Consider the following 26,423-nt stretch of genomic DNA (forward strand, 5'->3'; position numbering starts at 1 on the left):
GTCTCGTCAAGTCGTACTTGAGTCGACCGCACTCAACCTTCGTATCCAGCCTAACGAGCCGGTCCGGGTTCTTGTTCCCGGGTTCAGCGGCAGATGTGCCCGGAAGTGGGTGTGACCCCACTCACCAGGTACTCCACCTCGGCCGCGCGGGCGCAGGCCGAGTTGAACAGCCCCGTGTGGCCGTCGTCGGTGCGGGTCAGCAGGGCCGCGCCGTCGATGCTCGCTGCCAGGCCGCGGGCCCAGGACAGCGGTGTCGCCGGGTCGTGGGCGCCGCCGACCACGAGGATCGGCGGGGCACCGTGGACCGGGTGGGCCTGCGGTGGGTTCTTCGCCGGGATCGACCAGCCCGTGCAGCCGCTGGTGAAGTCCCAGTACTCCGAATACCGCCAGCTGTGCGGCGCCACCGCGCGGAGCAGCCCGGCCATTGCCCCCAGGTCCGCCGGTCCGGTGAACGGTGACGGGAAGTCGTGGCAGCCGATCGCCCGGTACGCGCCGTAGATCGGGGACAGGAACTGGTTCCGCTCGGTGAGCCCGCGAGCGTCCGGGAACTCGCCGCCGGCCGCGGCCAGGGCCTTGCCCAGCGCCGGCCACTCCTCGCGGATGTAGAGGTGGTTGTAGACGCCGGCCGAAATCTCGTCGGCCGTCGCCGGGCGGCCCAGGTCGCTCGCCCACACCGTGCCGCGTGCCGCCCGGCCCACGACGTCGTCGTAGAAGCGGAGTACGTCACGCCCCCGCAAGGCACAGTCCGCCGAGCTGCCGCACCAGTCCGCGAACCGGACCAGCGCGTCTTCGGTCGCCGCGGCCTCCTCGATGATCGCCTGGCGCAGCGGGCGGGCGTGGTCGACCGCGCCGTCGAGCACCATCGTGCGGACCCGGCCAGGGTGCTTCGACGCGTAGACCGCGCCCAGCTCGGTGCCGTACGACAGGCCCAGCCACGAGATCTTCGGCTCGCCGAGCGCCACGCGGATCGTCTCGATGTCCTCGGCAGCACTCTGCGTGTCCGCGTTCGCCAGCAACGGCCCGGTCCGGGCCAGGCAGTCTTCGCCCGCCGCGCGGTTGTGCGCCACCAGCGCCTCGAACCCCGGCCGGGACGACGGGAACCGGTCGAGCGCCGGATCGAACAACGTCGCCGGGTCGCAGGTGATACGTGGCGTGCTGAACCAGTCGCCGCGCGGGTCGAAGCCCACGACGTCGAACCGCTGCCGCAGCCGCGCGAGGTCCGGCGACGCCAGTCCGCCGAACTGCACGAACCCGACGCCGGAGCCGCCCGGCCCACCCGGGTTCACCAGCAGTGAACCGATCCGCCCGCCCGGATCGAGCGCGGGCAGCCGGGTCAGCGCGAGCCGCGCCGACCCCGATTCCGGCCGTGCGCGGTCGATCGGCACGTCGACCGTCGCGCATTCGGCTGCCGATTCCTGCTGTGTCGCACATGGCTGCCACGTCAGCGAAGAAGCTGCTGAAGCCACAGCCGGTACGGCCCCCATGACCACGACCGCCGCGACAACCGCGGCGATCCGGCGCCCATCCATGATCCGGTTCCTCCCCTGCACGCCGGCCTTCGGCGTGCTCCCTTCCTAACAGCGACCACCGACGATTCAGGAGCGGTGGCCGGCCCAGGAAGAGAAGAAGAAATCAGCATTTCCTTGCTGCACAGCGACTTCCGCCGGCGTGCCGACCCACGAAGTCACTCGATAGTGGGAATCCGCGGCGACCGGCACCCCCTGCGCCGGCGCCACGGATCCCTCCCCCCGCGTGAACGCCACGACGCCGAACATCGTGACGGCCCCCAGCAGCGCGGCCGCCAGCACGCGCCGTTCGATCTTGCCCATGGTGAAAAACCCCCGTAGTAAGGAAAGTCAGGCCGCGCGGACCGTGACGCTGCCGCTGTCGGTGGTGAGGTCGAGCGTGTTCGGCGCGGAGCCGTCGGTCGGGACGTCGATGGAGCGGTGCCCGCTGTCGCTGTCCCCGACGACCCGGTACGGCCCGCCCGGCACCTCGACGTCGACGCTGCCGCTGTCGGCCTTGATCTTGACGTTGTTGGCCTGCGCCAAGGAGAAGTCGACGCTGCCGCTCGACGCCGTCACGTCGACCGGGCCCCGCACGCCTTCGGCCTTGATGCTGCCCGAGTCGGCGTGCACCTGGACCTCGCCGACGTCCGACAGGTCGATCCCGCCGCTTTCGAGCCGCAGCTTCACGAGGCCGGGCACGTCTTCGACGCGGGCGTGGCCGGAGTCCGACTGGACGTCCACGCTCGCCACCCCGGCGACGTCCAGGCCGCCCGAGTCCATCCGGCCGGTCACCGGCACGCCCTCGGGCACGACCACCTCGAAGTCGACCGAGCAGTTGTTGCCGCAGTCGCTGAGCACGAGCTGGTCGCCGTCGACGCGGAAGAACGTGTCGCCCGGCTTGCTGCGCCAGTGGTAGTTGATCTTTTCGTGCACCGTCGACGGTCCCGTGCCGGTGCGGATCTTCACCGACCCCGAGTCGCCTTCCAGCTTCACGCTGCGAATCGTCTCCGAAAGGGTCTTGTCGTTCTCGAAGTCCGATCCCCAGCCCCAGCCGAACGCGGTCGCCAGGCCGACGCCGATCAGGACGATGCCACCCAGAGCCAGAAGCGGGCGCGCCATGGTCGTTGGTCCCCTCAGTGAGTTTCCTCTGCGTGAGAAACGGTATGGCCAGGTGCGGGGGCGGCACATGGGGGTAACCCCCCGAAAGACCCTGAGATCCGTCCCTGACACGCGGGGGTGGCTCAGGGGGCCTAACCTGGCGCCAGGCTCCAGTTCCGTGATCAGGAGGATCCATGCCGCAAGCACCCGGCCCGTACGAATCCCTGCCCGACGTGCCGTCCTTCACCCTCCGCAGCACCGATGTCGCCGACGGCGAAACCCTGGCCACGCCCCACCTCTCGGGCATCTTCGGCGCCGGCGGCGAGGACCGGTCGCCGCAGCTGGCCTGGGAAGGCTTCCCCGCGGAGACGAAGAGCTTCGCGGTCACGTGCTACGACCCGGACGCCCCGACCGGCAGCGGCTTCTGGCACTGGGCGGTGTTCAACCTCCCGGCGTCGGTGACGGAGCTGGCCTCCGGCGCGGGCGACGGTTCCGGCCTGCCCGAAGGCGCGGTCACGCTCAAGGGCGACGGCGGGGTCAAGCAGTTCCTCGGCGCGGCGCCCCCGCCCGGGCACGGCCCGCACCGTTACTACTTCGCGGTGCACGCACTCGACGTCGACAAGCTGGAGGTCCCGGAGGACGCGACGGCGGCGTTCCTCGGCTTCAACATGTTCGGCCACACCCTGGCTCGCGCCGTGATCACGCCGGTGTACGAGAACAAGGGCTGAGTTCCGTGAGCGGGCCCGGCACCGGGACGGATCGGTGCCGGGCCCTGTCGATCCGCGTCGCCGGCCCGGACGACTGGGCCGACGCACCCGAGCAGCGCTGGCGAGACCGCTTGGCAGGCACCCACAACGTCATCGTCGACGCCGATGGCCGAGCCGCAGGAATGGCGACCGGCTTCCCGCGCGGCGACGCCGTCGAACTCGGCACGATGTGGGTCGCTCCGCACGCTCGCCGGCGCGGGGTCGGCGAGGCGCTGGTCCGCGCGATCCTGGCCTGGGCCGCACCCAGACCCGTGACGCTGCAGGTCGCCGCCGGCAACCGGGAAGCCACGAGCCTCTACCGGCGCCTCGGGTTCACCGGCGACGGCCGGCTGTTCAGCGCAGGGCTTCCTGGTTGACGCCCTCGCGCTCCAGGTAACGGCCCTTCGTGTGCTCACCGAAGCCGAACTGCCGGTACAGCCCGTGCGCGTCGGCGGTGTGCAGCATCCACCGGAACCCGGCGCCGGGGCCGTTGTCGATCATCTCCCGCACGATTTCCTTGCCCAGCCCGGTGCCGCGGGCGGAGTCGACGACGAACACGTCCGCCAGGTACGCCGAGCTGACGCCGTCGGAGAAAGCGCGCGCGAAGCCGACCAGCTCGTCGCCGCGGTAGGCGCCGACCACTCGCCACGACCCGGTGATGGCGGCCTCGACCTGCGCACGCGTGCGCCACCGGCCCCAATACGCCTCGGTCGAGAGGAACTTCCACACCACGTCGAGGTCGAGCCGCGTCCGATCGTCGTCGAGCTCGTAGTCACCGAAGGTCCGCATGATCCGAAAATAAGCCAGGCGTCAACGCGGTTTCAGCAGGTAGTCCACCACCGGGCGCAGCTCGTCCGCCGACGGCGGCTCGTCGTCGATCAGGCCCTGGATCAGCAGCCCGTCGATGCCCGCGAGGAACACCCGGAACGCCACCTCGTCGTCGTGGCGGACCATCGACGTCAGGACGTCCAGCCAGCGACGCGCGGCCGGGCGCAGCTCCGGTTTCCGCGCGGCCAGCAGGTACAGCTCGTACTCGGCCATCGTCCGCCCGCGTCGCGGCCCCAAGGCCTCCGCGAGCAGGCCCGCGACCTCCTCGGCGCCGCGCGAGCCGCGTGAGCGGGCCCGGTCGATCATCCAGTAGACCTCGGTCGCCATGTCGCGGGCGCACGAGATGAGCGTCGCGATGAGGAGGTCGTCCAGCGACGAGAAGTGGTACGTCGTGGACGTCGTCGGGACGCCGGCCTCGGCCGCGACGATCCGGTGCGTGACGCCGGCGACGCCGTCCCGCTCGATCACCCGCAGCGTCGCCTCGATGATCTCCGCGCGCCGCTTGTCGCCACGGGCCTTGCGGCCGTCGACCTGCAGTTTCACGTCGATGCACTCCCGATCTCGATCAGCACGACACCACCGATGACCAGCGCCAGCCCGGCGATCATCGCCGCGTTGACCGGTTCCTTCAGGAACACGACACCCACGATCGCGACCAGGGCGACGCCGGCCGCGGCCCAGATCGCATACGCGACGCCGATCGGCAACCCGAATTTCAGCACGTACGACAGCGCCACGAACGCCACGGCGTACCCGGCCACCACGACGATCGACGGCCCGAGCTTGGAGAAGCCCTCGGAGAGCTTCAGCGAGATCGTCGCGGAGACCTCGGCGGCGATCGCCAGCGCGAGGAGAAGGTACGCACCCATAGGGTGAAAACTACCTGAACGATCGTCCCGAAACAAAGAGCGACGTACACCACATCGGTGGGACTTAGGCCCACTCAACGGGTTACTCATCAGTAAGGACGGTTAGTCTCCCGGCACCACCACAGTTTTTCCGGACGAAAGGCACCCGAACGATGGGCGCTCTGCAACTGACGCTCGGCGGGATCTCCGTCGTGCTCGGCCTCGTCGCCTGGGGCATGTTCGCCGCGACGATCGCCCGTTTCGTGCGGGTGATCCGCCTCGGGCAGCCCGACTCGACGCGCAACGGGCCCTTCATGCCGCGCATGAAGACGCTGATCAAGGAGTTCGCCGCGCACACGCGGATGAACCGCAAGCGCAGCGTCGGGCCCGCGCACTGGCTCGTCATGTGGGGCTTCCTGCTCGGCTCGCTGGCCCTGTTCGAGGCCTACGGCGAGGTCTTCGTCCCGCACTGGGGATGGCCGATCCTCGACGACTTCCCGCCGTTCCAGCTGCTCATGGAGCTGCTCGGGGTCGGCACGATCGTCGGCATCCTGGTGCTGATGGCGATCCGCCAGCGCAACCACCCGCGCCGCGCCGACCGCCAGAGCCGCTTCCAGGGCTCCAACTTCAAGTGGGCCTACTTCATCGAGGCCGTCGTCCTGATCGAGGGCATCGGCATCATCGGCGTCCGCGCCGCGAAGTCCGCGCTGGGCGCGCACGAGACGCCGACCTGGGCCGCCTTCGTCTCGAACCCGCTCGGCGAGCTGCTGCCGGCCAGCCCGAACCTGGTCACGGTCTTCGCGTTCGTCAAGCTGATGAGCGCCACGGTCTGGCTGATCGTCGTCGCCCGAACGATGACCATGGGCATCGCGTGGCACCGCTTCAGCGCGTTCTTCAACATCTACTTCAAGCGCGAGCAGGACGGCGGCGTCGCCCTCGGCGCGCTCAAGCCGATGATGAGCGGCGGCAAGGTCCTCGACCTCGAGGAAGCCGACCCGGACGAGGACACTTTCGGCGTCGGCAAGATCGAGGACTTCAGCTGGAAGGGCTGGCTGGACTTCTCGACGTGCACCGAGTGCGGCCGCTGCCAGGAGCAGTGCCCCGCGTGGAACACGGGCAAGCCGCTGTCGCCGAAGCTGCTCATCACGCAGCTGCGTGACCACGCCTACGCGAAGGCGCCGTACCTGCTGGCCGGCGGCAAGCGCGACATGGCGGGCGACGAGGTCGGCCTGTCCGGGGACAACATGTACGCCGGGATCGACGTCCTGGCCATCGCCGAGTCCCAGAAAGCCCTGATCGGCGACGACGGCGGTGTCATCGACCCCGACGTCCTGTGGTCCTGCACCAGCTGCGGCGCCTGCGTCGAGCAGTGCCCGGTGGACATCGAGCACGTCGACCACATCGTCGACATGCGCCGCTACCAGGTGATGATCGAGTCGTCGTTCCCCAGCGAGCTGAACGGCATGTTCAAGAACCTGGAGAACAAGGGCAACCCGTGGGGCCAGAACGCCAAGGACCGGCTGGCCTGGACCAAGGACCTGGACTTCGAGGTCCCGGTGTTCGACGGCGACATGGGCGACGCCGAGTACCTGTTCTGGGTCGGCTGCGCCGGCGCGTTCGAGGACCGCGCGAAGAAGACGACCCGCGCGGTCGCCGAGCTGCTGCACATGGCCGGCGTGAAGTACAAGGTGCTGGGCTCGGAGGAGTCCTGCACCGGTGACCCGGCCCGCCGCGCGGGCAACGAGTTCCTGTTCCAGATGCTCGCCCAGCAGAACGTCGAGATCCTGAACTCGGTGTTCGAGGGACGTGAGCGCAAGACGCGCAAGGTCGTCGTGACCTGCGCGCACTGCTTCAACACCCTCGCCAACGAGTACCCGGAGCTGGGCGGCCAGTTCGACGTCGTGCACCACACGCAGCTGCTGAACCGCCTGGTTCGCGAGAAGCAGCTGGTGCCGGTCGCGCCGGTCGCCGAGGACGTCACCTACCACGACCCGTGCTACCTCGGCCGCCACAACAAGGTCTACGAGGCGCCGCGCGAGCTGGTCGGCGCGACCGGCGCGCAGCTGCGCGAGATGCCGCGGCATGGCGACAAGTCGATGTGCTGCGGTGCCGGCGGCGCGCGGATGTGGATGGAAGAGAAGATCGGCAAGCGGATCAACGTCGAGCGCGTCGACGAGGCGCTCGGCACCGCGCCGTCGAAGATCGCGACCGGCTGCCCGTTCTGCAAGGTGATGCTGAACGACGGCCTCACGGCCCGCCAGGCCGACGGCAGCGCGAGCGAGAAGGTCGAGATCGTCGACGTCGCGCAGATGCTGCTGGAGTCGGTCAAGCGCAAGCCGGAGCCGAAACCGATCGCTCTCGGTGCGCCGTCACTCGCGGAGGAGTGACACACAGATCGAAAATGTGCACGGCCCCGGCCAGGACTTCCTGGCCGGGGCCGTTTTCATTGCGCGAAAAACGGCATTCGCGCATTTCCGTAGCCGCTGAGCTACCCGTCGTCACCGATCTTCGCGTCCACTAGCTGGGATTTTGTCAAAGCAATCGATTTCCCGAATATTGTTCATGATATTCACCGAAATGGCCCATCAGGCCAACAAGAAACGTTGGCCAAAAGCCCAGTGGTCCGGCGTATCCTGGCCTTTCCTCGCCGCCACCGCTGCCAGCGAGGCCACTTCGACGATGACGGAATCAGGGGGCAGCGAGGATGGGCGAGGACCCGCGGACCAAGCCGGCCGGGCGCGGGGAAGATCATCTCCCCTCTGTCGGCCGGCACGCTCTCCGCAGCGACGAACCCCTCGAGGAACGCCGGATCGTCGACGCCGGCTACGTGCCGGTCCAGCGGACGCTCGTCCGCCCGTACGTCCTCACTCGCGGCCGGACGCAGTCGCGGCGGCACCTGGCGATCGAAGCCATGGTCTCGACGCGGGCCGGCGCGCACTGGAACGGCGCCCGGCTGACCGGCGAGTTCCGCTCGGTGCGCTCGCTCTGCCACCACCCGCGCTCGGTCGCCGAGGTCGCCGCCCGGCTCAGCGTGCCGCTCGGCGTCGCCCGGGTGCTGCTCGACGACATGGCCGAGCAGGGCCTGGTCACGATCCACGACACCCGCGTGAACACCGACGGCCGTCCGGCCGTGGCGCTGATGGAACGCGTGCTGCACGGCCTGCGCCGCCTCTGACCATTACGCTCACCACCGTGAGCGAGGAACCCGAAAAGCCCGGTGGCGAAAGCACGCTGACCGTCCTGCTCGCCGGCGGGGTGAACCTGGCGATCGCGATCATGAAGCTGATCGCGGGCATCATCACCGGCTCGGGCGCGATGCTCTCCGAAGCGGCCCACTCGGTGGCCGACACCTTCACCGAGGTCCTGCTGCTGACCGCGTTGAAACGTTCCGACCGCCCGGCCGACCGCGTGCACCCCTTCGGCTACGGCAAGGAGCGCTACTTCTGGTCGCTGCTCGCCGCCGTGTCGATCTTCGCGTCGGGCTCGATGTTCGCGCTCTACGAGGGCGTCTCGACGCTGTTCGGCCACGGCGAGGCGCAGAGCACGTCGATCCTCAGCTACATCGTGCTGGCGGTGGCTTTCGTGCTCGAAGGCACGTCGTGGGTGCAGGCGGTGCGGCAGACCGTCCGGGAGTCGAAGGCCGAAAACCGATCACTTTGGGCATACCTCCGCCTGATCGACGACCCGACCCCGAAGACCGTGCTGTTCGAGGACTCCGCCGCGCTGATCGGCCTGCTGGTCGCGTTCGCCGGCATCGGCCTGCACCAGATCACCGGCTCGGAGGTCTGGGACGGCGTCGCCTCGATCGTCATCGGCGTGCTGCTCGCCTTCGTCGCCTACCTGCTCGGGCGGACCAACCGCGGCCTGCTCATCGGCCGCCAGGCCAACCCGGAGATCGTCCGCGGCGTCCGCGACCACCTCTCCGCCGCGCCGGAGATCGAGGCCGTCGTCGACCTGCAGACGATGCTGATGGGCACCGACCAGGTCCTCGTCTGCACCCGCGTCGACTTCGACGACTCACTCGGCGCCGGCGACGTCGAACGCGCCTGCGTGCGGATCGCGGCCGAGCTGACCGAGTCGTTCAACGACGTCACCGAGGTGTTCATCGAGCCGGTGCCGCGGACCGATCCCGACCTGCGGGCCACCGTGCTCGCCCGCTACGGCGACATTGCGGAGCGCTGGAACAACCCCGCCTAGCAGCCCTCAGTACCCGAAGTCCTGGACCCAGTAGTTGCCCGCCTTGGTGAACCCGACGCCGATCTTCGTCAGCGAGCAGTTCAGGATGTTCGCGCGGTGGCCCTCGGAGTTCATCCAGGCGTCCATGACCTGCGCCGCGGACGTCTGCCCCTTCGCGATGTTCTCCGCGCCCGGCTTCGAGTAGCCGGCGACCTTGATGCGCTGGTCGAACGTGACGCCTTCGGGGTTGGTGTGGGCGAAGAAGTTCCGGGCGGACATGTCGTCGCTGTAGTCCTGCGCGGCCTTGGTCAGGTGCGATTCCTCGGCCAGCGGCTTGCAGCCTGCCTGCGCGCGCTCGTCGTTGACGAGGGAGATGACCTGCTCGGTGGTCGAGGACGCGACGCGGGCCGCGGCCTTGGTGCTCGGCGGCGGGGCCGCTTCGGACGTCGTCGGCTTCGGGGCTTCGGACGTCTCGGTCGGGGCCGGGGCCGCGCTGGACGTCGTCGGTGCGGGAGCCTCGGTCGTGGCCTGCTTCGGGGCCGGGGACTGCCCGCCGGCGACGTCGGTGCTGCTGCCACCCCCGGCACCGCCCGGCGCGTCGGGCAGCACCAAGGCCGCGGCGCCGAGTTCGGCCGTGTTTCCTTCCGCGGTGGCCATCCAGGTGCCTGTCGCGGCGGAGAAAACGCCGAGCAGCACACTGAGTGACACCATCACCACGCGACCACGTTCACCAATGGGGGACACGGCGCGAGAACGTATCACGGAACGATTACAGCGAGAACCCTACGAACGCACTGGTCACATTTCCCGGGCCGGGCATTCGACGACCGACATGGAACCCGCGGCAATCGGACGCTCCGGCGTTACTCCGTTCAGCCGCTTCGGACTTCGAACGTGGCGTCCCCGGACGCCGTCACCGGACGGCCGGTCGGGTCCTGGGCGGTGACGGTCGCCCTGCTCGTGAAGCCTTCGTTGCCCGCGACAGTCGTGCAGGTGTAGGTGATTTCGGCGTCCGCGGCCAGGTCAGGTGCGGTGTGCGCGCACGACGTCGTGTGGTCGTCCACGACGGACACGGCGGTCAGCGGCGCGTCACCGGTGTTCTTGACCAGAATCGAGAACGTGACGACGTCGCCCGGGCGGACTCGGTACGGCGCCGCGTCCTTCATCAGGGCGATCTCGGGGTGGACGACGTCGACTTTCCCTTCGGCTTTCGATTGCGCGGAGCGATTGACCGGGTCCATTCCGGTGACTTCGGCGACGGTGGTGAAGTCGTCGTCCGGCGCTTTTCGAGTGCAGGTGTAGATCCGCTTTTCCCCGGCCGCCAGGGTGCCGAGTTTCTTCGCGCACGGTTCGTCGTCCACAACGGACACGCTGGTCAGCGGGACGTCACCGGTGTTGGTGACGCTGATCGTGAACGTGACGTCGTCGCCCACCCGGACCGTGCCCGGCTTCGCGTCCTTGGTGATCTTCACGGCCGGGTGGATGACATCGATCCCGTCGGTGTCCTCCGCGGCAATCGGCGGGCCGATCGGGGCCGTGGCCGTGACCTTCGCCGTGCTCACGACATCGTCCTGCGGCGCGGTCGTGGTGCAGTCGAACTTCTGGCTCGCGCCGGCTTCGAGCTTGTCGAAGGCCTTCACGCAGGGCTCGCTGACCTTCACGTCGGTCAGGGGAACGTCGCCGGTGTTCGCGACGGTGATCGCGAGGGGCACGGCGTCGCCCTCGTGGAAGGGGCCCTTCGTTTCCTGCGTGATGGAGAGCGCCGGGTGCTGGACGGTGTAGGAGGCCTCGTCGGTCGCGCTGACCTGGCGGTTCGTCGGATCGGTGCCGATCGCGGTGGCGGAGCTCACGAAATTGTCGGTGCCGGCGTTTACCGTGCAGGAGTGGTGCTGGGAAGCGCCGGGAGGGAGGGTGCCGATGGACTGAGCGCACGCCGGAGTGCGACTGTCCGCAATGGACACGTCGGTCAGTTGGACGTCGCCGGCGTTCGCGACGACGAGGGTGAACGTGACGGTGTCGCCTGGCCGGACCTGCGCGGGCGTCGCGTCGTCCGTGATGGTGATCGCCGGGTGGATGACATCGACCGGTTCCCCGGCGGTGGCGGTCACGGGACGGTTCGTGGCGTCAGTGGCGGTGACGGCCGCGGTGGCGGTGAAGTCGGCTTCGCCGGCGACTTGAGTGCAGCTGTAGTTCTGCGTGGCTCGCGGTTCGAGTGAACCCAGGGGTTTGGCGCATGCCGGTGCGCCGGGATCGGCCACGGAGACGTCGCGCAGCACGCTGTCGCCGGTGTTGGTGACGGTGATCGCCGAGGTGACGGTGTCGCCGGGGCGGACGACTCGCGGCTCGACGGTCCTGGTGACGGCGATGGCCGGGTGGATGACGTCGACCTTCGCGGTGCTTTCGGCCGTGACCGGCGGGCCGACCGGGGGTGTACCGGTGACCCGGACGGTCGCCGTGAGGTCGTCGGCCGGCGCGGTGAGGGTGCAGCCGAAGTCCCGGGTGGTGCCGGGTTCGAGGGCGCCGTCGAGCACTTGGGCACAGCCCGTGGCTCGCGCCTGCGGACCGGTGGCCCGGGTGGTCGTGGCCTGCTGGCCGGGCGTCGACGAGTCCGTGACCCGCAAGCCGGCCAGCGGCACGTCACCGGTGTTGCGCACGGTGATCCGCAGCGGCACCGCGTCGCCTTCGCGGAACGGCCCGCCCGTGACCTCCGCGGTGAGCGCCACGGCCGGGTGCTGCACGGCGAACGCGGCCTCCGCGGTCGCCGTCACCGGGTGGGCCGTCGGGTCCAGGCCCGTCACCGCCGGCTTGTTCGTGAAGCCGGTGGCGCCCGCGACCGTCGTGCACGTGTACGTCGAAGCCGCCTGCGGTTGGAGCGTCCCGAGTGGCTTCGCGCACGCCTTGACCTGGTCATCCGCGATCGTCACGCCGGTCAGCGGCACGTCGCCCGTGTTGGTGGCGGTGATCGTCCACGTCACCGTGTCGCCTTCGCGGACAGCGGCGGGCGAAGCCTGCGCGGCGAGCGCCATCCGCGGGTGGATCACGTCGACCACGGCGTCGTCGGTGACCTTCACCGTGCGGCCGAGCTGGTCCTTCCCCGACGCGGCCGCCGTGTTGGTGAAGTCGTCCGGCGGGGCCGGCGCGGTGCAGGTGTACCTCTGCCTGCCCTGCGGTGGGAGCGCGCCGATCACTCGTGCGCACGCCGGCGTGCGGTCGTCGGTGACGGCGACCTCGGTCAGCGGCGCGTCGCCGGCGTTGGCGACCGTGATCGTGAACGTGATCGGGTCGCCGGCGCGGACGACACCGGGCGAGGCGTCCTTCGTGAGCGTCAGGGCCGGCGTGATCACCGTGACGGTCGACGGCGCGGTGGCGGTCACCGGCTGACCCGCGAGGTCGGTGCCGGTGGCGGTCACGTGCGACGTCGTCGTCGTGGACGGGTTCGCCGTGCACGTGTACGCCTGCGTCGCGCCCGCGGCCAGGCCGTCGAACGTGCGCGAACACGACGTCGTCGTGTCGTCGGTGACCTTCACCGGTGAGAGCGGGCTGTCGCCGGTGTTCTTGACCGCGACGGAGAACGTCACGGCGTCGCCCGCGTGGATCACCGGCGGGTTCGCGGTCTTGGTGACCTCGACGGCGGGCGCGATCGTCGGCGCGGGCGCATCCGCGGTGGCCGTGACCTGCTTGCCGAAGTCGTCGGTGGCTGCCGCGGCCGCGGTGTTGACGCCGTCGGCGATCGGGGCCTTCGCCGTGCACGTCGTCGTGCGGCTTTCGCCCGGTGCGAGAGCTCCGGTGAGCGCGCACGAAGGTGCCTTCGCGTCGGTGACCCGCAGGCCGGAAAGCCCGACGTCGCCGGTGTTCGTGACCTTGATCGTGAAGGTCGCGGTGTCGCCGGCGCGGTACGCGGGCTTGTCGGCCGTCTTCGTCATGCCCAACGACGGGTGCACGACGTCGACGGCGGCGGTCGCGGCGCCGTCGAGCGCGTCGCCGAGGGCGCTCGTGCCGGTCGCCTTCACGGCATTCGTGAAGTCGTCGGCCGGGGCGGGGCCGGTGCAGTCGTAGGTGACCGTCTGACCCGGGGCGAGCGTGCCGAGTGGCTTGGCGCAGGCCGGAAAGGCCTCGTCCGCGACCTGCACGCCGGACGCCGCGACGCCGCCCGGGTTGGTCACGGCGACGGTGAACGTCACCGGCTCGCCGGCGTGCGCCTTCGGCTGCTTCACGCGCAGAGCGGCTTGGAGTTCGGGCACCGGCACGGAAAACGCCATGTTCTGCGCGAGATAACTGTCCCCGCTGGTGACGAAGCCGAGCTTCGCGCTCGTCGCGCCCGCGGGGATGGTGTCGACGTCGAAAGACTTCGCGTCCACGCTGAAGTTGTTCTTCACGCCCGGCGCGGAAGCGTTGTCGGCGTTGGAGATGAAGAAGTTCGACGTCCCGCCGGTCGCGGGCTCGGCGGCCGGGGTGCCGTCGACCAGGAACTGGTCGCCGGAGCCACCCCAGTCGCCGTCGTAGGCGGTGACGCCGACGTGCGCGTCGGCGGCCGCCGCGCGGAAGCCGGTGATCGTCGTTTCCGTGGGGGCGTCGGAGGCCTGGCGGACGTGCCCGTCGTAGACGACGACCTTGCGCTTGTTCGGCGCGAAGTCGGGGTTGCGCGACGGATACGCGTAGACCAGGGCGATCGACCAGCCGCCGGCGCAGTCGAAACCCTTGGGGGCCCAGATGTTCCCGACGGTCACGTCGAGCGCGGCGCCGGTCGGCGCGCCCGCGAACTGGCCGGTCACGTCGGCGTGGGCGGAGTAGTACGGGCCGTCTTCGGCGAAGCCCGACGGCCGAACGTCGACGGGCTTCGCGCTGCCCACCGAAAGCCGGACGTTCTGCGTGGCGGGGTTCCCCGGCGGTGGAATCGCGGGAACGCCCTCGCGGAAACCGCACGTCGTGCCCGTCGTGTTGCCTGCCCAGTTCAGGCGCGCGAAGACGATCCGGGCGCCGGGCGGGATGCGCACCGACGCGCTCGCGGAGTCGAACGTGGCCGGGTCGGCGTCGACATCCGCCCACTGCATGAAGAAGTCGTCGTTGACCAGGGTGTCCTTGCGGTCCGCGGTGTTCGCGCACGCCGCGGGGGTGGCGACCGCGCCGGCGGCCGGCGCGTGGTCGGCGGCGACCGGGCAGCGCAGGACACCGTTGCCCGCGTACAGGAAGTCGCCGTAGACGACGTCGTCGTAGCCCACCGCGAAAGGCGGGGCACCGGCCGCGCCGGCCGACGGCACGAGCGCCGAGGCCAAGAAGACCAGTGCCAGAACGAGAACCAGGCGAAGCGGTCTTTCGGGCAACGGCACTCCTCGCCACCTCCGGGGCCGAGACGACCTAGGGAGCCTGGCACGAGAGCGGGCCTCGCGGGCCGAATCTCACCCGTCCGTGGATCCGGTCAGCTTCGCGGTCGATTCGTGGGTGAGGGCGGTGGCCCCCTCGACGAACCCGATCACCGTGCGGAGTTCGTCGTCGGTGTAGCGGTCGCACAGCTCGTACATGCGCTTGACGAGGTTGTCCCACAGGTGGATGCCGCTCGCGATGGCTTGTTCGTCGAGCGCGATGAGGACGCGGCGGCGGTCGTCGGGGTGCGGCCGGCGGTCGACGATGCCCTTGCGTTCCAGCCGGTCGATCATCGCGGTCACCGACGCGGGCGCCAGTCCGGAGAGCCGCGCGAGGTCCTTCGGCGTCTGCGGCCCGAACCGCGCGAGGTAGTCCAGGACCTTGCTGTCGACGGCCGACAGCCCCCGCGTCTCGGAGATCGCGGTGTGGAACATGACCGTCTCCGTCGACAGCTCCCGGGACCTGAGCAGGACTTCTTCGACCAGGTGCGCTCGCTCACTTGACACGAGCCTCAGCCTAGCCCACTCTTTAGTTCGACAGAACGAATTAGTTTCTAAGAGATTCGAGGGGACGAACGAGATGACCAAGGCGCTGATCATCGGGGGCGGCATCGCGGGCACGATCACGGCCATCGCGCTGCACGAAGCCGGGCACGAACCGGTGTTGTTCGAAGCCTACGACCGGGGCGCCGAGGGCGTCGGTGCGTTCCTCACGCTGGCGGTGAACGGCCTTGACGCGCTGCTGCCGCTGGGCCTCAAGGACGTCGTCAAGGGCACCGGTTTCGACTCGCCCCGCATGTCGATCGGGCTCGGCAACGGCACCCGGCTGGCCGAGTTCGCCCTCGGCGGCGCCCTGCCGGACGGCACCGTGAGCCAGACCGTGCTGCGCTCCGACCTCTACGTCGCCCTGCGCGACGCGGCCACCCGGCGCGGGATCCACGCCGAGTACGGCAAACGCCTGATCGGCGCGAGCCAGACGTCTTCGCAGGTCAGAGCCGACTTCTCGGACGGCTCGCACGTCGAAGGCGACCTGCTGATCGGCGCCGACGGACTCCGTTCGCGCGTCCGCACGATCATCGACCCGGACGCGCCGGCGCCGCGGTACGTGCCGCTGCTCAACACCGGCGGGTTCGCCGAAGGCCTGACCCTGCCGGACGAGCCGGGCGTGCTGAACATGGTGTTCGGCAAGCGCGTGTTCTTCTGCCACGTCGTCAGTCCGGAGGACGGCCGCGTCTGGTGGTTCGCGAACCCGGCCCGCAAGACCGAGCCGACGGCGTCCGAGCTGGCGACGCTGGCCGGCGAGAAACTGCGCGCCGAGCTGCTGCACCTGGTGGAGCGCGACCGGACGCCGGCGACGGAGATCATCCGCGCGACCCGCGAGGTCTACCCGGCGTGGCCGACGTTCGACTTCCCGACGGTCCCGGTCTGGCACCGCGGCCGCATGGTGATCATCGGCGACGCGGCGCACGCGACGTCACCGGCGGCGGGCCAGGGCGCGTCGATGGCCATCGAAGACGCCGTCACGCTGGGCAAATGCCTGCGCGACGTGCCGGACGTCGAGCGTGCGCTGACCACGTACGAGAGCCTGCGGCGCGAGCGCGTCGAAGCCGTGGTCGCGGCCGGGAAGCGCAACGGCGACCAGAAGGTGATCGGCCCGGTCGGCCGCGTCATCCGCGACTTCTTCATCAAGCGGGTGTTCTCGAAGCCGTTCGACGAGGACCCGAACGAATTCATGTGGAACCACCGCATCGACTGGAACGAGAAGATCGCGGCCTAGCGCCAGGTGTCGACGCGGTGGAAGTTCTTGTACGCCCGGCTCGGGGTCGGACCGCGCTGCCCCTGGTAGCGGGACCCGGCCTCGCTCGAGCCGTACGGGAACTCGGCCGCGCTGGAGAGCCGGAAGATGCACAGCTGGCCGATCTTCATGCCCGGCCAGAGCGTGATCGGCAGGTTCGCGACGTTCGACAGTTCCAGGGTGATGTGCCCGGAGAAGCCGGGGTCGATGAACCCGGCGGTCGAGTGCGTGAGCAGCCCGAGCCGGCCGAGCGACGACTTGCCCTCGAGGCGGCCGGCGAGGTCGTCGGCCAGGGTGACGAGCTCGAACGTCGAGCCGAGCACGAACTCGCCTGGGTGCAGCACGAAGGGCTCGTCGCCCTCCTTCTCGACCAGCGAGGTCAGGTCGTCCTGCTGCAGCTGCGGGTCGATGTGGGTGTACTTGCTGTTGTTGAAGACGCGGAAGTACCGGTCGAGCCGGACGTCGACGCTGGACGGCTGGACCATGCCGGCGTCGAAGGGGTCGATGCCGAGCCGGCCGGCTTCGAGCTCTTTGCGGAGGTCACGGTCACTGAGCAGCACGCCGCGAAGCCTATCCGGTGGGTTCAGGCCGCCCGCATGTGCTGCGCGTAGGTCGTATCCGGCGCGAAGAGCTTCTCGAGCCGCTTCACGTACCCGCGGCGCCCGGCCTCGCCGATCCGTTCCTGCAGCGCGGTGGCACCGGGGATGAACCGCCGCACGGTCTCGGCGGCGAAGTTGACGCCCGCCACGGCGACGATCGCGGCCTGCGCGACGGGGTCGTTCGGCAGCCCGAGGAAGTCGGCGTTGGTCTTCCCGAGCACGAGCCGGCTGATCGACGAGTGCACGGCGACGGAGACGTGCGACAGCACCTTCCCGACGGCGCCGCGCCCCTCGCCGACGGCGGCGTTGGCCTCGATGAGCGCTTTGGCGAGGCGCTTCGAGTCGTCGTCCGGGATGAACTCGGTGGCGGCGAGCAGCCAGAGCAGGCGCCAGGCGTCTTCTTCGGAGGTGGGCAGCAGCTCGTCGTCGACACCCATGAGCCAGCCGATGTAGCGCCAGAGGTGCAGGATGTCGCCGCGTTCGCGCGCGGAGTAGCGGAGGCCGAGAAGCTGCGTGCCGAAGACGTAGACGAGCGAGAAGAGCAGGAGGGTGCCGGCGGTCTGCACCTGGTTGACGGGCTTGTCCCAGGCGGCGTAGTCCCAGTCGGCCCGCCGGTTCATGGCGGCACGCACGTGGGCGTGCACGACCCGGATCCGGAGGGCGGAGGCGTAGCCCTGTTCACCGTGCTTGAGGGCGCCGGGCGTGGTGACGTCGATCCACCAGGCGGCGGTCTCGACGAGCCGCCGCGTGGCCTTGTACTCGATCTCCCCGGTACCGACCAGGGATTTCGTGGCGCGGGACGCGAGGTAGCCGCCCATCAGCGACATGTCCCCGAGCGGGAAGAGGCCCAGCAACCCGGCCCGGGTAATGGCTTTGGCGCCCCGCTCGAGCCGCTCGTCGTCGACCCAGTAGGGCTTGGCGTTGACCTCGTCGAAGAAGGCCTTGAGCGGCCCTTCCGCGGCGGCACCACTCTTCAGCGCGTCTTCGAAGAGCTTCCGGCCCTGTCCCTTGGGCTGTTGCGCCATCCAGGCGACGACGTCATCGGCCCGCTGGTCCTCGACCTGGGCGAACTCCCGCAGCCGGGCGACCTGCCGTTCGTCGCCCCGGATGTCCCCTTCGATGAACAGCCGCTGGGCCAGCCGGAACCCGCCTTCGCGAAACAGCTCGGGCTCTTCCATGGCGCTCACCTCCGAGGTCGACAACAAGTGTTGTCACTTGAAGCGCGGACGTCAAGGAGGGAGGGGTCTGGACACGGGGATCACGCCGCCGTGTATGCTGGCGACGCACTGCGGATGTAGTTCAATGGTAGAACATCAGCTTCCCAAGCTGAATACGCGGGTTCGATTCCCGTCATCCGCTCTCAGTAAAACCCCGGACATTCTATCCGGGGTTTTCTTTTTGTATCCGGACCCGCAAATGAGCCGCGTGCGCGTCCGGCAAACCGGTTTCCACTGCCCGTTCCAAAGCGTCGGTCGCCGACTCAGAACCCAAGCGGTGCAACAACTCCGCGCGTGAAGCGTGCCACCACGGATAATCGTCCAGCTCCGCCAGCGCGTCCACCAATGCCAGCCCCGCCGCGGGGCCGTCCCTTTCCGCAACCGCTGCCGCGCGGTTGAGCCGGACCACCGGGGTGTCCTGGATCGACAACAGCACGTCGTACCAGGAGATCACCGCGTCCCAGTTCGTCTCCGAATACGACGGTGCCAGGTCGTGGCAAGCCGCGATCGCCGCTTGGACCACGTAGGCGTTCGGGACCGATGGTGTGCGGCGCAGGCCGGCGCCCACCAGCTCCACGCCCTCCTTGATCAGCTCGAAGTCCCACGCCGACCGGTCCTGGTCGGCCAGCAGCACCGGCATTCCCGCGGAGAACCGGGCCGCGCGGCGGGCGTCCTGCAGGAGGACCAGCGCCAGCAACCCCAGCGCCGTCGGCTCGTCCGGCATCAGCGAAGCCAGCAACCGGGCCAGGCGGACCGCCTCCGCGCGCAGAGCAACCCGGCCCGTGTAGCCCTCGTTGAAGATCAGGTACACCGTCGATGCGACACCGGCCAAGCGCGCGGGGAGTTCCTCCGCCGCGGGCACCCGGTACGGGATCCGAGCCTGGGCGATCTTCTGCTTCGCTCGCGTCAGGCGCTTCGCCATCGTCGCTTCGGGGACCAGCAGGCCGCGGGCGACCTCCGCCGTCGACAACCCGCCCAACGTCCGGAGCGCCAGCGCGACCTGGGCGTCCACCGACAACGCCGGGTGGCAGCACGTGAACACCAGCCGCAGCAGGTCGTCGCGGACCGAGACCGGGTCGGGGAACGGGTCGAACGCGGGCATCGCGTCCGCCTCCTTCCCGAGCCGCTTCGCTTCGCGGCGGACGACGTCCACCGCGCGACGGCGGGCCGCCACCAGGAGCCAGCCGCGCGGGTTGTCCGGGACGCCGTCGCGCGGCCACGTCTCCAGCGCGCGCACGACGGCGTCCTGGACCGCGTCTTCGGCCAGGTCGACGCTGCCGGTGACGCGGACCAGCGTGGCCAGTACCCGGGTGCCCTCGTCCCGGACCAGCCGCGCGACCGCGTCCCCGGCGTGGATCACCGGCCGAAGTCGACGACCGGCCGGACCTCGATGGCGCCGTCCCAGGCACCCGGGATCTGCGCCGCGACCTTGACCGCTTCGTCGAGATCGGCGCACTCGATGAGGTAGAAGCCGGTGAGGGCTTCCTTCGTCTCGGCGTACGGGCCGTCGGTGGTGACGATGTCGCCGCCCTTGCCGCCGGTGACGCGGACGGTCGTCGCGGTCGCGGTCGGGTACAGGGCCGCGCCGCCGCGGATCACGGCCTGGGCGGCCGCGCCGAACTCGTTGTAGTCCTTCATCATGTCCGCGGCCTCGGGCTTCGTCGGGTCGACGTCGGAGGCGAAGATGATCGCGGCGTACTGGGGCATGACTACTCCTCACAGGTCCTGACCGGCGCCGATCGCCGGCTCCCACTGTAAGGACGAACGGGCGAAGGCGCGCCGGGACAACCCACGCCGAACTTTTTCTCAGCCTTCGACGAGCTCCCACTCGGAGTCCGGGGTCTCGCGGTCGTAGACCTGGCCCGGCGCCGCCTTGAGCACCGTCCGGACGTCCGGGTACAGGTTCGCGACGTGCTCCAGTTCCAGGCCCTCGACCTCGAAGTCCTCCGCCTCGGGGACCTCGAAGCCGACGAACAGCCAGGTGCCGTCCTGTTCGCGGACGACCTGGCGGACCGCGCGCACCGGCTGCTGCCAGCCGGCCGGGATCTCGGTCAGGCCGGTGCTGATCTGGGCTTCGTCGTCCGGTGAACCCTCGAACTCCCAGGCCGCGCGGCGCTGGCCGAGCAGCCGGATGTCCTCGTCCTCGTCGTCGGAACCCGTCACCGACGACAGCAGCCACGTACGGCGCTCGGGGTCCCAGTCGGCGGCCATGCCCGTCGGCAGGCCGGCCAGCGCGGCCAGCTGCGGGAGCAGCTCGAGGGCCTCGCGCACCGACATCTTGCCGAAGCTCTCGCGGTTGACCACGACGTCCTCGGACAGCTCGGTGCCGTCGCTGATGAACCAGTCGTCCTCGTCGTCCAGCACGACGAAGCCCAGCGCGTCCGGATCGTTGACCAGGGCCAGGGCGATGATCACCGGGGCTTCCGGGTCCTGGCGCAGCGGCCATTCGGTCGACATGCGCCATATCCCACCATCGGGCGACCGCGGGCCGGGAAGCGGGGTCGCCCGCTCGATTAATTCATCGAGCGTTGATATTATCCCGGGCATGGTGCTGCCCAAAGGACTCGCCCGCTTCAACCGCGTGGTCACCAACCGGATCAACAAGTACGTCGTGAACTGGGCGCCGGGCTTCGGCCTGCTGGTCCACAAAGGACGGAAGTCCGGCAAGGAGTACCGCACGCCGCTGAACGTCTTCCGCACGGACGACGGCTTCGTCGTCGCGCTCACCTACGGCCCCGACACGGACTGGGTCAAGAACGTGCTGGCCGCGGAGAGTTGCACCGTGGTCACCCGGCGGCGTAATTACCGCGTGCATTCGCCCGAGCTCGTGCATGATGAGTCCCGCCGAGCGATGCCGACTCCCGTGCGGCAGTTCCTCGGCCTGCTGAACGTCCAAGACTTCCTGCTGCTGAAGCGGGACTAGGGGGAAAAATGCTGCTCGAGGGGGAGCTCGTCCGGCTGCGCGCGCTGGAGCCGGAAGACGCCGAGAAGATCCACCCGTGGATCCACGACCCCGAGGTCGGCCGGTGGATGACCAACAGCCACCCGCGCTCCCTTGCGCAGCTGCGCAAGCACGCCGAGGAACGCCCGCTCAACAGCTACGAGCTCGTCGTCCTGGGGATCGAGGCCGACGGCAAGCTCATCGGCATCGTCGACCTCCGCGACGCCGAGCCCGAAATCGGCAACGCGGAGCTGGACATCTACATCGGTGACGCCGAATACCGCAACGGCGGCGGTTACGGCACCGAAGCGCTGCGCCTGATGTGCCGCTACGGCTTCAATTCGATGCGCCTGCACATGATCACGCTGTGGGTCGTCGCCGAGAACGAGCGCGCGCGGCACGTCTACCGCAAGGTCGGCTTCTCCGAAGACGGCCGCCACCGCGAGGCGTTCGTCGCGGCGGACGGCGAGCGCCACGACATGATCCTGATGAGCATGCTCAAGGGCGAACTCAAGTGGTGAGCCGGCGAGGCGCCTTCAGCCGCCACGCCTCCTCGAGCAGCTCACGCAGCTGATCGACGTCGACGCGTTCGAGGTCGACGATGATCGAGCCGTACCCGTCGTAGTGCGATGTCGTGAAGAAGGCCGCGTCGCCGGAGTCCAGCAACGCGGCCTTCTCGTCGAGCCCGCACAGCACGACCAGGCCGCCCTCGGCCTCGGTGCGCAGCCGCGCGAACCCCTTGCCCGCCACCTTCAGCGCGGGCGTGCGGTACCAGGTCGCCGCCTCGACCTCGGGCAGTTCCGAGGCCAGGCGGACGACGTCTTCCCAAGTCGTCATGGGTCCATTGTCGACCCGGCGTCTTGGAAAAACCGGATCACGGCAGCTGGGTGATCCGGTCGGCCGCGGGCGGGGCCAGGTTCGGGTGGGCGCCCAGGTACGCGACGAGCGCGTCCAGGTCCACCGGTCCGCCGGCCAGGTTGGTGCCCTTGGTGAACTCGGTGAAGCCGTCCCCGCCGGCGGCGAGGAAGTTGTTCACCGACACGCGGAACGTCGCCGCCGGGTCGACCGGCGTGCCGTTCACCGTGATGTTCGAGACCCGCGAGCCCTGCGGCGCGGACGCCGAGTAGCTGTAGTGCAGCGAGCTCGAGATCTGCAGGAACTTCGGGTTCACCCCCGGCGCCCACTGCTGCTCCAGCACGTTCTTCAGGTTCGCGCCGGTCAGCGTGATCGTCTGCATGATGTTCGAGAACGGCTGGACGGTGAACGCCTCGCCGTAGGTCACCACGCCGTCGCCTTCGCCCGCCGGGGACGACGCGTAGGTCAGGTCGGCGCGGATGCCGCCCGGGTTGGTCATCGCGATGACCGCACTGTTCGACTGCGTGCCCGCCAGCTGCGCGTCGGCGATGACGTCGCCGAGCGCCGACTCGCCGGCCGCGTTCCCCGCCGCCTTCAGGTCCTGGGTGATGGTGCCGATCTGCTTGTTCGCGATCGGGCCCGACTTCGCCTGTGCGTCGGCGACCAGCGCCGCCACGGCCGGGTCCGGGGTGACCGTGCGGGTGACGATCTCGTTGTGCGCCTGCGTCGCCGACCGGACGACGTCGCGCGTCTTCAGGTTGATCTTCAGGTCGACGACCGAGAGCAGCCGGCCGAAGGACGAGCCCTGGATGACCGTGCGCGGCTGGCCGGCCGGGTCGTTGATCACGCAGTTGTACTGCTGGTGGCTGTGGCCGGTGAAGATCGCGTCGACCTTCGGGGTCACGGCCTTCGCGATCGCGGTGGCCGGGCCGGGCAGGACCCGGCAGTCGTTCGGGCCCTCGACCTCGGTGCTGTCGCCCTGGTGCAGCAGCACGATCTGGGACTTGACGCCGAAGAAGTCGAGCAGGTTCGCGGTGCGGTTGATCGCTTCGACCTCGTCGCCGAACTTCAGGCCCTTGATCGCCTCCGGCGTCACGACCGACGGCAGGTCCTTCAGCGTCGCGCCGATGACGCCGACCGGCACGCCGCCCTCGAACTTGACGGTGAACGGCAACAGCGCGGGCAGGCCGTTGGTGAAGTACACATTGGACCCGAGGAACGGGAAGTCCGCACCCTTGAACTTCTTGTCGAACTGGCAACCGTCCGTCGGGTGGCAGCCGCCGAACTGCATGCGCTGCAGCTCCTTGTAGCCCTCGTCGAACTCGTGGTTCCCGACGACGGACGCGTTGACGCCCAGCATGTTCAGGAAGTCGATGGTCGGCTCGTCGTGGAACAGCGCCGAGGTCAGCGGCGACGCGCCGATGTTGTCGCCGGCGGAAACGACGAACGAGTTGCGCACCTGCGACCGCAGCTGCTTCACGTGCGTGGCCAGGTAAGCGGCGCCACCGGCGTCCACAGTGGTCCCGTCGGACTGCGTGACGCGGCCGCTGGAGCCGGTCGGCGGCGCCAGGTTTCCGTGCAGGTCGTTGAAAGCGATGATCCGGACGTCGGTGGTGGGGTCCGGGCGCTGGCCCGCGGACGCGGGTGCGGTGGTCACCGCGGTCGTCGCCAGCGCGGCCGCGGCGAGCACCACGAGCCGGGTTGAAAGCCTCATGCGTGTTTCCTCCGATTCGCGCCCAAGGTCCCCAAACGGGCGCACGGCGGAGGATTCTGCCTCGCGAAGCAGTCAGCTACCAGGGTCAAAAGACGGACGTAAAGCGAATGTCACCTAACGGCTTCCCTGGAGCAGCACCCGCGCGACGAGCGCCGGGTCGTCGTTCATCGGCACGTGCCCGCAGCCGGGCAGCAGCTGGAACGTCCCGTTGGGAGCGACCTTCCGCAGGTCGGCGACGCGCGGCCGGGCGAGGATCCGGTCGTGCTCGGCCCAGGCGATCGTCACCGGGACGCCGGTGACCGGCCCGGTGAAGCGGAAGTCCCCGCGCGACTGCGCGGCGGTCGGCTCGAAACCCGGCGCGGTCGCGAGCGCGTGGGCGTCTTCGACGACGGCGTCCGGAGTCAGCAGGGTCGGCTTCCCGACGATCATCCCGGTCAGCGCCTTGCGCCCGGCCGCCGTCGCGGCGATGCGGCGCACGACGTGCGGTGGCGTGCGCTGGGCGAGCGCGCGGTGGGCCTTGAGCGTCGCGATCGCGTACATCTTCTGCGTCCGGTTCCACAGTCCGGCCGGCGACAACGCCGTGACGCTGCGGACGAGCCCGGCCTGGCCGAGCGCCAGCGACAGCAGGCCGCCGAGCGAGTTCCCCGCGACGTGCGGGCGGTCGAGCCCCAGCTCGGTGAAGAGCTCCTTGAACATCACCAGCGCGGGCTCGACGCCGTACCCGCCGGCCGGCTCGGGTGACTCACCGAAGCCCGGCAGGTCAACGGCGATGACGTCGCGATGCGGCGTGAGCAGCGGGAACACCGGTGCCCACGCCTGACGGCGGTGGCCGATGCCGTGGATCAGCACCAGCGGCTCGCCCCGGCCCTCGCGGTCGTAGACAACGTCGTCCATTACCCGAGAGTAAGTCCGGGTTCGCGGAAAAGCTACTACCGTCGGTAACAGTTACTCTGCGTCCGGGTGAATCCGCTTCCCAGCGTCAGCGGACCGCTGGACGGCGTCGAGAACGCGGTGCACGCGCAGCGCGTGCGCGAAGTCCGGCAGGTCGCCCTTGAGGTGCCGGGCGTAGGCGTGCGCGACGTTGTACGACGGCTCGGCGGCGCGCCCGGCCAGCTGCGGCAGCTCGTATCGGGTGGGCACGGTGAGCTTCTCCAGCGTGCCGGTCCGGCTGCCGCGCAACGTCACCTTCGCGATCCAGAACAGCGGGTCCGCGGCGGTGACGACGAGCGTGCCCTCGGTGCCGTTGATCTCCCAGTGGAAGTCCGTGGCGGGCGACGACCCGCCGCGCAGGTGCAGCGACGCGACGGCGCCGCCGTTCAGCACGCCGCTGACGGCGATCTGGTCCGGCGCGGTCATCGCGACCGAGTCGCCGGTGACCTCGTCACGCACCCGCGGCCGGACGGTCGCCATCGTCGCCGACAGCTCGGAGAACCGGCCGAGCACCATGTCGAACGCGTCGACGGTGTGCGCGAACGGGATCGTCAGCATGGTCGCCCCGCCTTCGGGGTGCAGCTGGTAGTCACGCCCGGCCCGGACCGACGGACCCCAGTTGCCGCCCGAGCCGATCAACGACGTCGAAAGCACGCGGCCGACGTAGCCGTCCTTGATGAGGTCCCGCAGGTAGCGCAACGCGGGTGCGGACCGCCCCTGCAGTCCGACGGCCGTCTTGGCGTCCTTCGCCGCTTCGGCCAGCGCCTCGGTTTCGGCCAGGCTCGCGCCGAGCGGCCACTCGCTCAGCACCTGCTTGTGCGCGGCCAGCGCGGGCTCGATCAGCGCCCGGTGCTCGCTCACCTTCACCGCGACGACGACCAGGTCGACCTCCGGGTGCCGCGCCAGCTCCCCGGCGTCGCCGAAGGTCAGCGGCACGCCGTACTTCTCCCCGGCCACCCGCGCCGAGTCGGCACTGCTCGCGCTGAGCGCGCGGAGCTCGTAGCCGTCCACCGCGGCCAGCGCGGGCACGTGCGCGGTGGCGGCCCAGCCGCCGTTCGCGCTGAGCCCGACGATGCCGACCCGGACCGGTGCCATGAGCGTTCCCTTTCGTTGCCCCCACAAGAGTTCGACGTGCCGAGCGTCGTGGTCATTCCCGGGTCGGCGCAAGCCGCATCCGGTTACGTCTCCCTTTTCCGGCTATGACTTCGGACTCGCCGGTGAGGACGAAGCCGAGCCGCTCGTAGACGCGTCGCGCGCGGTCGTTCCCCTCGAAGACGTGCAGACCGATGGCTTCCGCGCCGGCTTCCCGGGCCGCTTCGCGGACGGCGTGGATGAGGTCCGCGGCCAGCCCGCGGCCGCGCGCCTGTGGCGCAACCCACATCGAGAAGACCAGCCATTCCCGCTCGCCGGGCCAGCCGCAGACGAGCGCGACGGCGTCGTCACCGTCGAACGCGGCGAACCAAGCGCGGTCCCGGAGCCACGCCGCCAGTCGGCATCGAGCTTGGCGCGTTCGACCGCGACGAGCGAGCCGAAATTCTCGGGTGTGTCCGCGAGCGCGCGGAGCCGGATTTCGCGCAGCACGGGGACGTCGTCGGGAGTCAGCCGTCGCACGTGGACCATCCGGGCAGGCTCGCACGCACGGAGGGTTCGGTAACACCGAATAATGCGGACGCGATGAGGCGATCGTTCCGGCAACTGGGGGAAACATGGGCATCGAGGTCGTACTCGTGGTGCTGGCCGTCGTCGTGCTGCTGATCGGGGGCACGGTGTTCAGCGCCTGGCGGGCCGAGCGCTCGGAGGAACGCGAA

Annotated in this window: 27 protein-coding genes and 1 tRNA gene; 9 read left to right on the top strand and 19 right to left on the bottom strand. The window is 69.8% G+C overall.

Annotation, left to right across the window (positions count from 1 at the left end):
* Positions 1–83 precede the first annotated feature (83 nt).
* The 3 genes from QSK39_RS11065 to QSK39_RS11075 form a co-directional block, all read right to left on the bottom strand.
* A complete protein-coding gene (locus QSK39_RS11065; protein WP_353051041.1) occupies positions 84–1,385 on the bottom strand; it encodes an alpha/beta hydrolase in 1,302 nt (433 codons plus the stop codon).
* Between the two features lie 210 nt (positions 1,386–1,595).
* A complete protein-coding gene (locus tag QSK39_RS11070) occupies positions 1,596–1,829 on the bottom strand; it encodes a hypothetical protein (protein WP_285477520.1) in 234 nt (77 codons plus the stop codon).
* 27 nt (positions 1,830–1,856) lie between these two features.
* A complete protein-coding gene (locus tag QSK39_RS11075; protein WP_285477521.1) occupies positions 1,857–2,627 on the bottom strand; it encodes a DUF4097 family beta strand repeat-containing protein in 771 nt (256 codons plus the stop codon).
* Positions 2,628–2,800: 173 nt separating this feature from the next.
* Here QSK39_RS11075 and QSK39_RS11080 point away from each other — a divergent pair, with 173 nt between their 5' ends.
* A complete protein-coding gene (locus tag QSK39_RS11080) occupies positions 2,801–3,334 on the top strand; it encodes a YbhB/YbcL family Raf kinase inhibitor-like protein (protein WP_285477522.1) in 534 nt (177 codons plus the stop codon).
* A 5-nt stretch (positions 3,335–3,339) separates the two neighbouring features.
* Complete coding sequence (locus QSK39_RS11085; protein WP_285477523.1) at positions 3,340–3,729, top strand: GNAT family N-acetyltransferase; 390 nt, start codon at positions 3,340–3,342, stop codon at positions 3,727–3,729.
* On the opposite strand, the gene QSK39_RS11090 is transcribed toward QSK39_RS11085, so the two are convergent.
* The 3 genes from QSK39_RS11090 to QSK39_RS11100 are packed head-to-tail and all read right to left on the bottom strand — an operon-like array spanning position 3,707 to position 5,049.
* Positions 3,707–4,141 (bottom strand): GNAT family N-acetyltransferase, encoded by a 435-nt coding sequence (locus QSK39_RS11090; RefSeq protein WP_285477524.1) that lies wholly within the window; start codon positions 4,139–4,141, stop codon positions 3,707–3,709. The two genes, QSK39_RS11085 and QSK39_RS11090, sit on opposite strands and share 23 nt — an antisense overlap.
* A 21-nt stretch (positions 4,142–4,162) precedes the next feature.
* The gene (locus QSK39_RS11095) at positions 4,163–4,723 is read right to left on the bottom strand and encodes a TetR/AcrR family transcriptional regulator (protein WP_285477525.1); all 561 of its coding nucleotides are present in this window, start codon (positions 4,721–4,723) and stop codon (positions 4,163–4,165) included.
* On the bottom strand, positions 4,720–5,049 hold the full coding sequence (locus QSK39_RS11100) for a DMT family transporter (RefSeq protein ID WP_285477526.1): 330 nt from the start codon (positions 5,047–5,049) through the stop codon (positions 4,720–4,722). The genes QSK39_RS11095 and QSK39_RS11100 overlap by 4 nt, the downstream gene beginning before the upstream one ends.
* A gap of 152 nt (positions 5,050–5,201) precedes the next feature.
* Between QSK39_RS11100 and QSK39_RS11105 the strand changes: the two genes are divergently transcribed.
* The 3 genes from QSK39_RS11105 (at position 5,202) to QSK39_RS11115 (ending at position 9,225) form a co-directional block, all read left to right on the top strand.
* Entirely contained in the window at positions 5,202–7,415 is a 2,214-nt protein-coding gene (locus QSK39_RS11105; protein WP_285477527.1) for a (Fe-S)-binding protein, read from the top strand.
* A 317-nt stretch (positions 7,416–7,732) separates the two neighbouring features.
* Entirely contained in the window at positions 7,733–8,203 is a 471-nt protein-coding gene (locus QSK39_RS11110) for a DUF742 domain-containing protein (RefSeq protein ID WP_285477528.1), read from the top strand.
* Positions 8,204–8,220: 17 nt separating this feature from the next.
* Positions 8,221–9,225: a cation diffusion facilitator family transporter gene (locus tag QSK39_RS11115; protein WP_285477529.1), complete on the top strand. Its 1,005-nt coding sequence runs from the start codon at positions 8,221–8,223 to the stop codon at positions 9,223–9,225.
* Between the two features lie 6 nt (positions 9,226–9,231).
* Here the strand turns inward: QSK39_RS11115 and QSK39_RS11120 are convergent, their stop codons facing one another.
* The 3 genes from QSK39_RS11120 to QSK39_RS11130 form a co-directional block, all read right to left on the bottom strand.
* Positions 9,232–9,921, bottom strand: a complete 690-nt coding sequence (locus QSK39_RS11120) for a CAP domain-containing protein (protein ID WP_285477530.1) — start codon at positions 9,919–9,921, stop codon at positions 9,232–9,234.
* 155 nt (positions 9,922–10,076) lie between these two features.
* Entirely contained in the window at positions 10,077–14,525 is a 4,449-nt protein-coding gene (locus tag QSK39_RS11125; RefSeq protein ID WP_285477531.1) for a CLIPPER-2 domain-containing protein, read from the bottom strand.
* A 75-nt stretch (positions 14,526–14,600) separates the two neighbouring features.
* Positions 14,601–15,071, bottom strand: coding sequence for a MarR family transcriptional regulator (locus QSK39_RS11130; RefSeq protein WP_285477532.1), 471 nt, complete (start codon positions 15,069–15,071; stop codon positions 14,601–14,603).
* Positions 15,072–15,144: 73 nt separating this feature from the next.
* Here QSK39_RS11130 and QSK39_RS11135 point away from each other — a divergent pair, with 73 nt between their 5' ends.
* Positions 15,145–16,341 (top strand): FAD-dependent oxidoreductase, encoded by a 1,197-nt coding sequence (locus tag QSK39_RS11135; RefSeq protein ID WP_285477533.1) that lies wholly within the window; start codon positions 15,145–15,147, stop codon positions 16,339–16,341.
* Here the strand turns inward: QSK39_RS11135 and dcd are convergent.
* Entirely contained in the window at positions 16,338–16,919 is a 582-nt protein-coding gene (gene dcd, locus QSK39_RS11140; protein ID WP_285477534.1) for a dCTP deaminase, read from the bottom strand. The two genes, QSK39_RS11135 and dcd, sit on opposite strands and share 4 nt — an antisense overlap.
* A 23-nt stretch (positions 16,920–16,942) precedes the next feature.
* Positions 16,943–18,136: an oxygenase MpaB family protein gene (locus QSK39_RS11145; protein ID WP_285477535.1), complete on the bottom strand. Its 1,194-nt coding sequence runs from the start codon at positions 18,134–18,136 to the stop codon at positions 16,943–16,945.
* A gap of 110 nt (positions 18,137–18,246) precedes the next feature.
* Here QSK39_RS11145 and QSK39_RS11150 point away from each other — a divergent pair.
* Positions 18,247–18,317, top strand: a tRNA-Gly gene (locus tag QSK39_RS11150).
* Between the two features lie 21 nt (positions 18,318–18,338).
* Here the strand turns inward: QSK39_RS11150 and QSK39_RS11155 are convergent.
* The 3 genes from QSK39_RS11155 to QSK39_RS11165 all read right to left on the bottom strand — a co-directional run bounded on the left by QSK39_RS11155 (position 18,339) and on the right by QSK39_RS11165 (position 20,632).
* Positions 18,339–19,535, bottom strand: a complete 1,197-nt coding sequence (locus tag QSK39_RS11155) for an RNA polymerase sigma factor (RefSeq protein ID WP_285477536.1) — start codon at positions 19,533–19,535, stop codon at positions 18,339–18,341.
* Positions 19,532–19,882, bottom strand: a complete 351-nt coding sequence (locus QSK39_RS11160) for a YciI family protein (protein WP_285477537.1) — start codon at positions 19,880–19,882, stop codon at positions 19,532–19,534. The genes QSK39_RS11155 and QSK39_RS11160 overlap by 4 nt, the downstream gene beginning before the upstream one ends.
* A gap of 99 nt (positions 19,883–19,981) precedes the next feature.
* Positions 19,982–20,632, bottom strand: coding sequence for a hypothetical protein (locus QSK39_RS11165; RefSeq protein WP_285477538.1), 651 nt, complete (start codon positions 20,630–20,632; stop codon positions 19,982–19,984).
* An 88-nt stretch (positions 20,633–20,720) separates the two neighbouring features.
* On the opposite strand from QSK39_RS11165, the gene QSK39_RS11170 reads away from it, so the two are divergent.
* On the top strand, positions 20,721–21,098 hold the full coding sequence (locus QSK39_RS11170; RefSeq protein WP_285477539.1) for a nitroreductase family deazaflavin-dependent oxidoreductase: 378 nt from the start codon (positions 20,721–20,723) through the stop codon (positions 21,096–21,098).
* An 8-nt stretch (positions 21,099–21,106) separates the two neighbouring features.
* The gene (locus QSK39_RS11175; protein ID WP_285477540.1) at positions 21,107–21,637 is read left to right on the top strand and encodes a GNAT family N-acetyltransferase; all 531 of its coding nucleotides are present in this window, start codon (positions 21,107–21,109) and stop codon (positions 21,635–21,637) included.
* On the opposite strand, the gene QSK39_RS11180 is transcribed toward QSK39_RS11175, so the two are convergent.
* From QSK39_RS11180 to QSK39_RS11200, 5 genes are all read right to left on the bottom strand, one after another.
* Positions 21,627–21,953 carry an MmcQ/YjbR family DNA-binding protein gene (locus tag QSK39_RS11180; RefSeq protein ID WP_285477541.1) on the bottom strand — a complete coding sequence of 109 codons (327 nt, stop codon included), beginning with the start codon at positions 21,951–21,953 and terminating at the stop codon, positions 21,627–21,629. The genes QSK39_RS11175 and QSK39_RS11180 overlap by 11 nt on opposite strands.
* Before the next feature lie 37 nt (positions 21,954–21,990).
* The gene (locus QSK39_RS11185) at positions 21,991–23,685 is read right to left on the bottom strand and encodes a bifunctional metallophosphatase/5'-nucleotidase (RefSeq protein ID WP_285477542.1); all 1,695 of its coding nucleotides are present in this window, start codon (positions 23,683–23,685) and stop codon (positions 21,991–21,993) included.
* Between the two features lie 114 nt (positions 23,686–23,799).
* The gene (locus tag QSK39_RS11190; protein ID WP_285477543.1) at positions 23,800–24,579 is read right to left on the bottom strand and encodes an alpha/beta fold hydrolase; all 780 of its coding nucleotides are present in this window, start codon (positions 24,577–24,579) and stop codon (positions 23,800–23,802) included.
* 51 nt (positions 24,580–24,630) lie between these two features.
* Complete coding sequence (locus tag QSK39_RS11195) at positions 24,631–25,710, bottom strand: Gfo/Idh/MocA family protein (RefSeq protein ID WP_285477544.1); 1,080 nt, start codon at positions 25,708–25,710, stop codon at positions 24,631–24,633.
* A 52-nt stretch (positions 25,711–25,762) separates the two neighbouring features.
* Positions 25,763–26,329 (bottom strand): GNAT family N-acetyltransferase, encoded by a 567-nt coding sequence (locus tag QSK39_RS11200; RefSeq protein WP_353051042.1) that lies wholly within the window; start codon positions 26,327–26,329, stop codon positions 25,763–25,765.
* Positions 26,330–26,423 lie beyond the last annotated feature (94 nt).

It is taken from the genome of Amycolatopsis sp. NBRC 101858 (assembly GCF_030269325.1).
Classification (GTDB): Bacteria; Actinomycetota; Actinomycetes; order Mycobacteriales; family Pseudonocardiaceae; genus Amycolatopsis; species Amycolatopsis ponsaeliensis.

Coding starts and splice junctions, on each gene's coding strand:
- QSK39_RS11070 (WP_285477520.1), bottom strand. CDS start 1,829: ATGGGCAAGATCGAACGGCGCGTGCTGGCGGCCGCGCTGCTGGGGGCC.
- QSK39_RS11075 (WP_285477521.1), bottom strand. CDS start 2,627: ATGGCGCGCCCGCTTCTGGCTCTGGGTGGCATCGTCCTGATCGGCGTC.
- QSK39_RS11080 (WP_285477522.1), top strand. CDS start 2,801: ATGCCGCAAGCACCCGGCCCGTACGAATCCCTGCCCGACGTGCCGTCC.
- QSK39_RS11090 (WP_285477524.1), bottom strand. CDS start 4,141: ATGCGGACCTTCGGTGACTACGAGCTCGACGACGATCGGACGCGGCTC.
- QSK39_RS11100 (WP_285477526.1), bottom strand. CDS start 5,049: ATGGGTGCGTACCTTCTCCTCGCGCTGGCGATCGCCGCCGAGGTCTCC.
- QSK39_RS11105 (WP_285477527.1), top strand. CDS start 5,202: ATGGGCGCTCTGCAACTGACGCTCGGCGGGATCTCCGTCGTGCTCGGC.
- QSK39_RS11110 (WP_285477528.1), top strand. CDS start 7,733: ATGGGCGAGGACCCGCGGACCAAGCCGGCCGGGCGCGGGGAAGATCAT.
- QSK39_RS11135 (WP_285477533.1), top strand. CDS start 15,145: ATGACCAAGGCGCTGATCATCGGGGGCGGCATCGCGGGCACGATCACG.
- QSK39_RS11145 (WP_285477535.1), bottom strand. CDS start 18,136: ATGGAAGAGCCCGAGCTGTTTCGCGAAGGCGGGTTCCGGCTGGCCCAG.
- QSK39_RS11160 (WP_285477537.1), bottom strand. CDS start 19,882: ATGCCCCAGTACGCCGCGATCATCTTCGCCTCCGACGTCGACCCGACG.
- QSK39_RS11165 (WP_285477538.1), bottom strand. CDS start 20,632: ATGTCGACCGAATGGCCGCTGCGCCAGGACCCGGAAGCCCCGGTGATC.
- QSK39_RS11170 (WP_285477539.1), top strand. CDS start 20,721: ATGGTGCTGCCCAAAGGACTCGCCCGCTTCAACCGCGTGGTCACCAAC.
- QSK39_RS11175 (WP_285477540.1), top strand. CDS start 21,107: ATGCTGCTCGAGGGGGAGCTCGTCCGGCTGCGCGCGCTGGAGCCGGAA.
- QSK39_RS11180 (WP_285477541.1), bottom strand. CDS start 21,953: ATGACGACTTGGGAAGACGTCGTCCGCCTGGCCTCGGAACTGCCCGAG.
- QSK39_RS11185 (WP_285477542.1), bottom strand. CDS start 23,685: ATGAGGCTTTCAACCCGGCTCGTGGTGCTCGCCGCGGCCGCGCTGGCG.
- QSK39_RS11190 (WP_285477543.1), bottom strand. CDS start 24,579: ATGGACGACGTTGTCTACGACCGCGAGGGCCGGGGCGAGCCGCTGGTG.
- QSK39_RS11195 (WP_285477544.1), bottom strand. CDS start 25,710: ATGGCACCGGTCCGGGTCGGCATCGTCGGGCTCAGCGCGAACGGCGGC.
- QSK39_RS11200 (WP_353051042.1), bottom strand. CDS start 26,329: ATGCCCATGTTTCCCCCAGTTGCCGGAACGATCGCCTCATCGCGTCCG.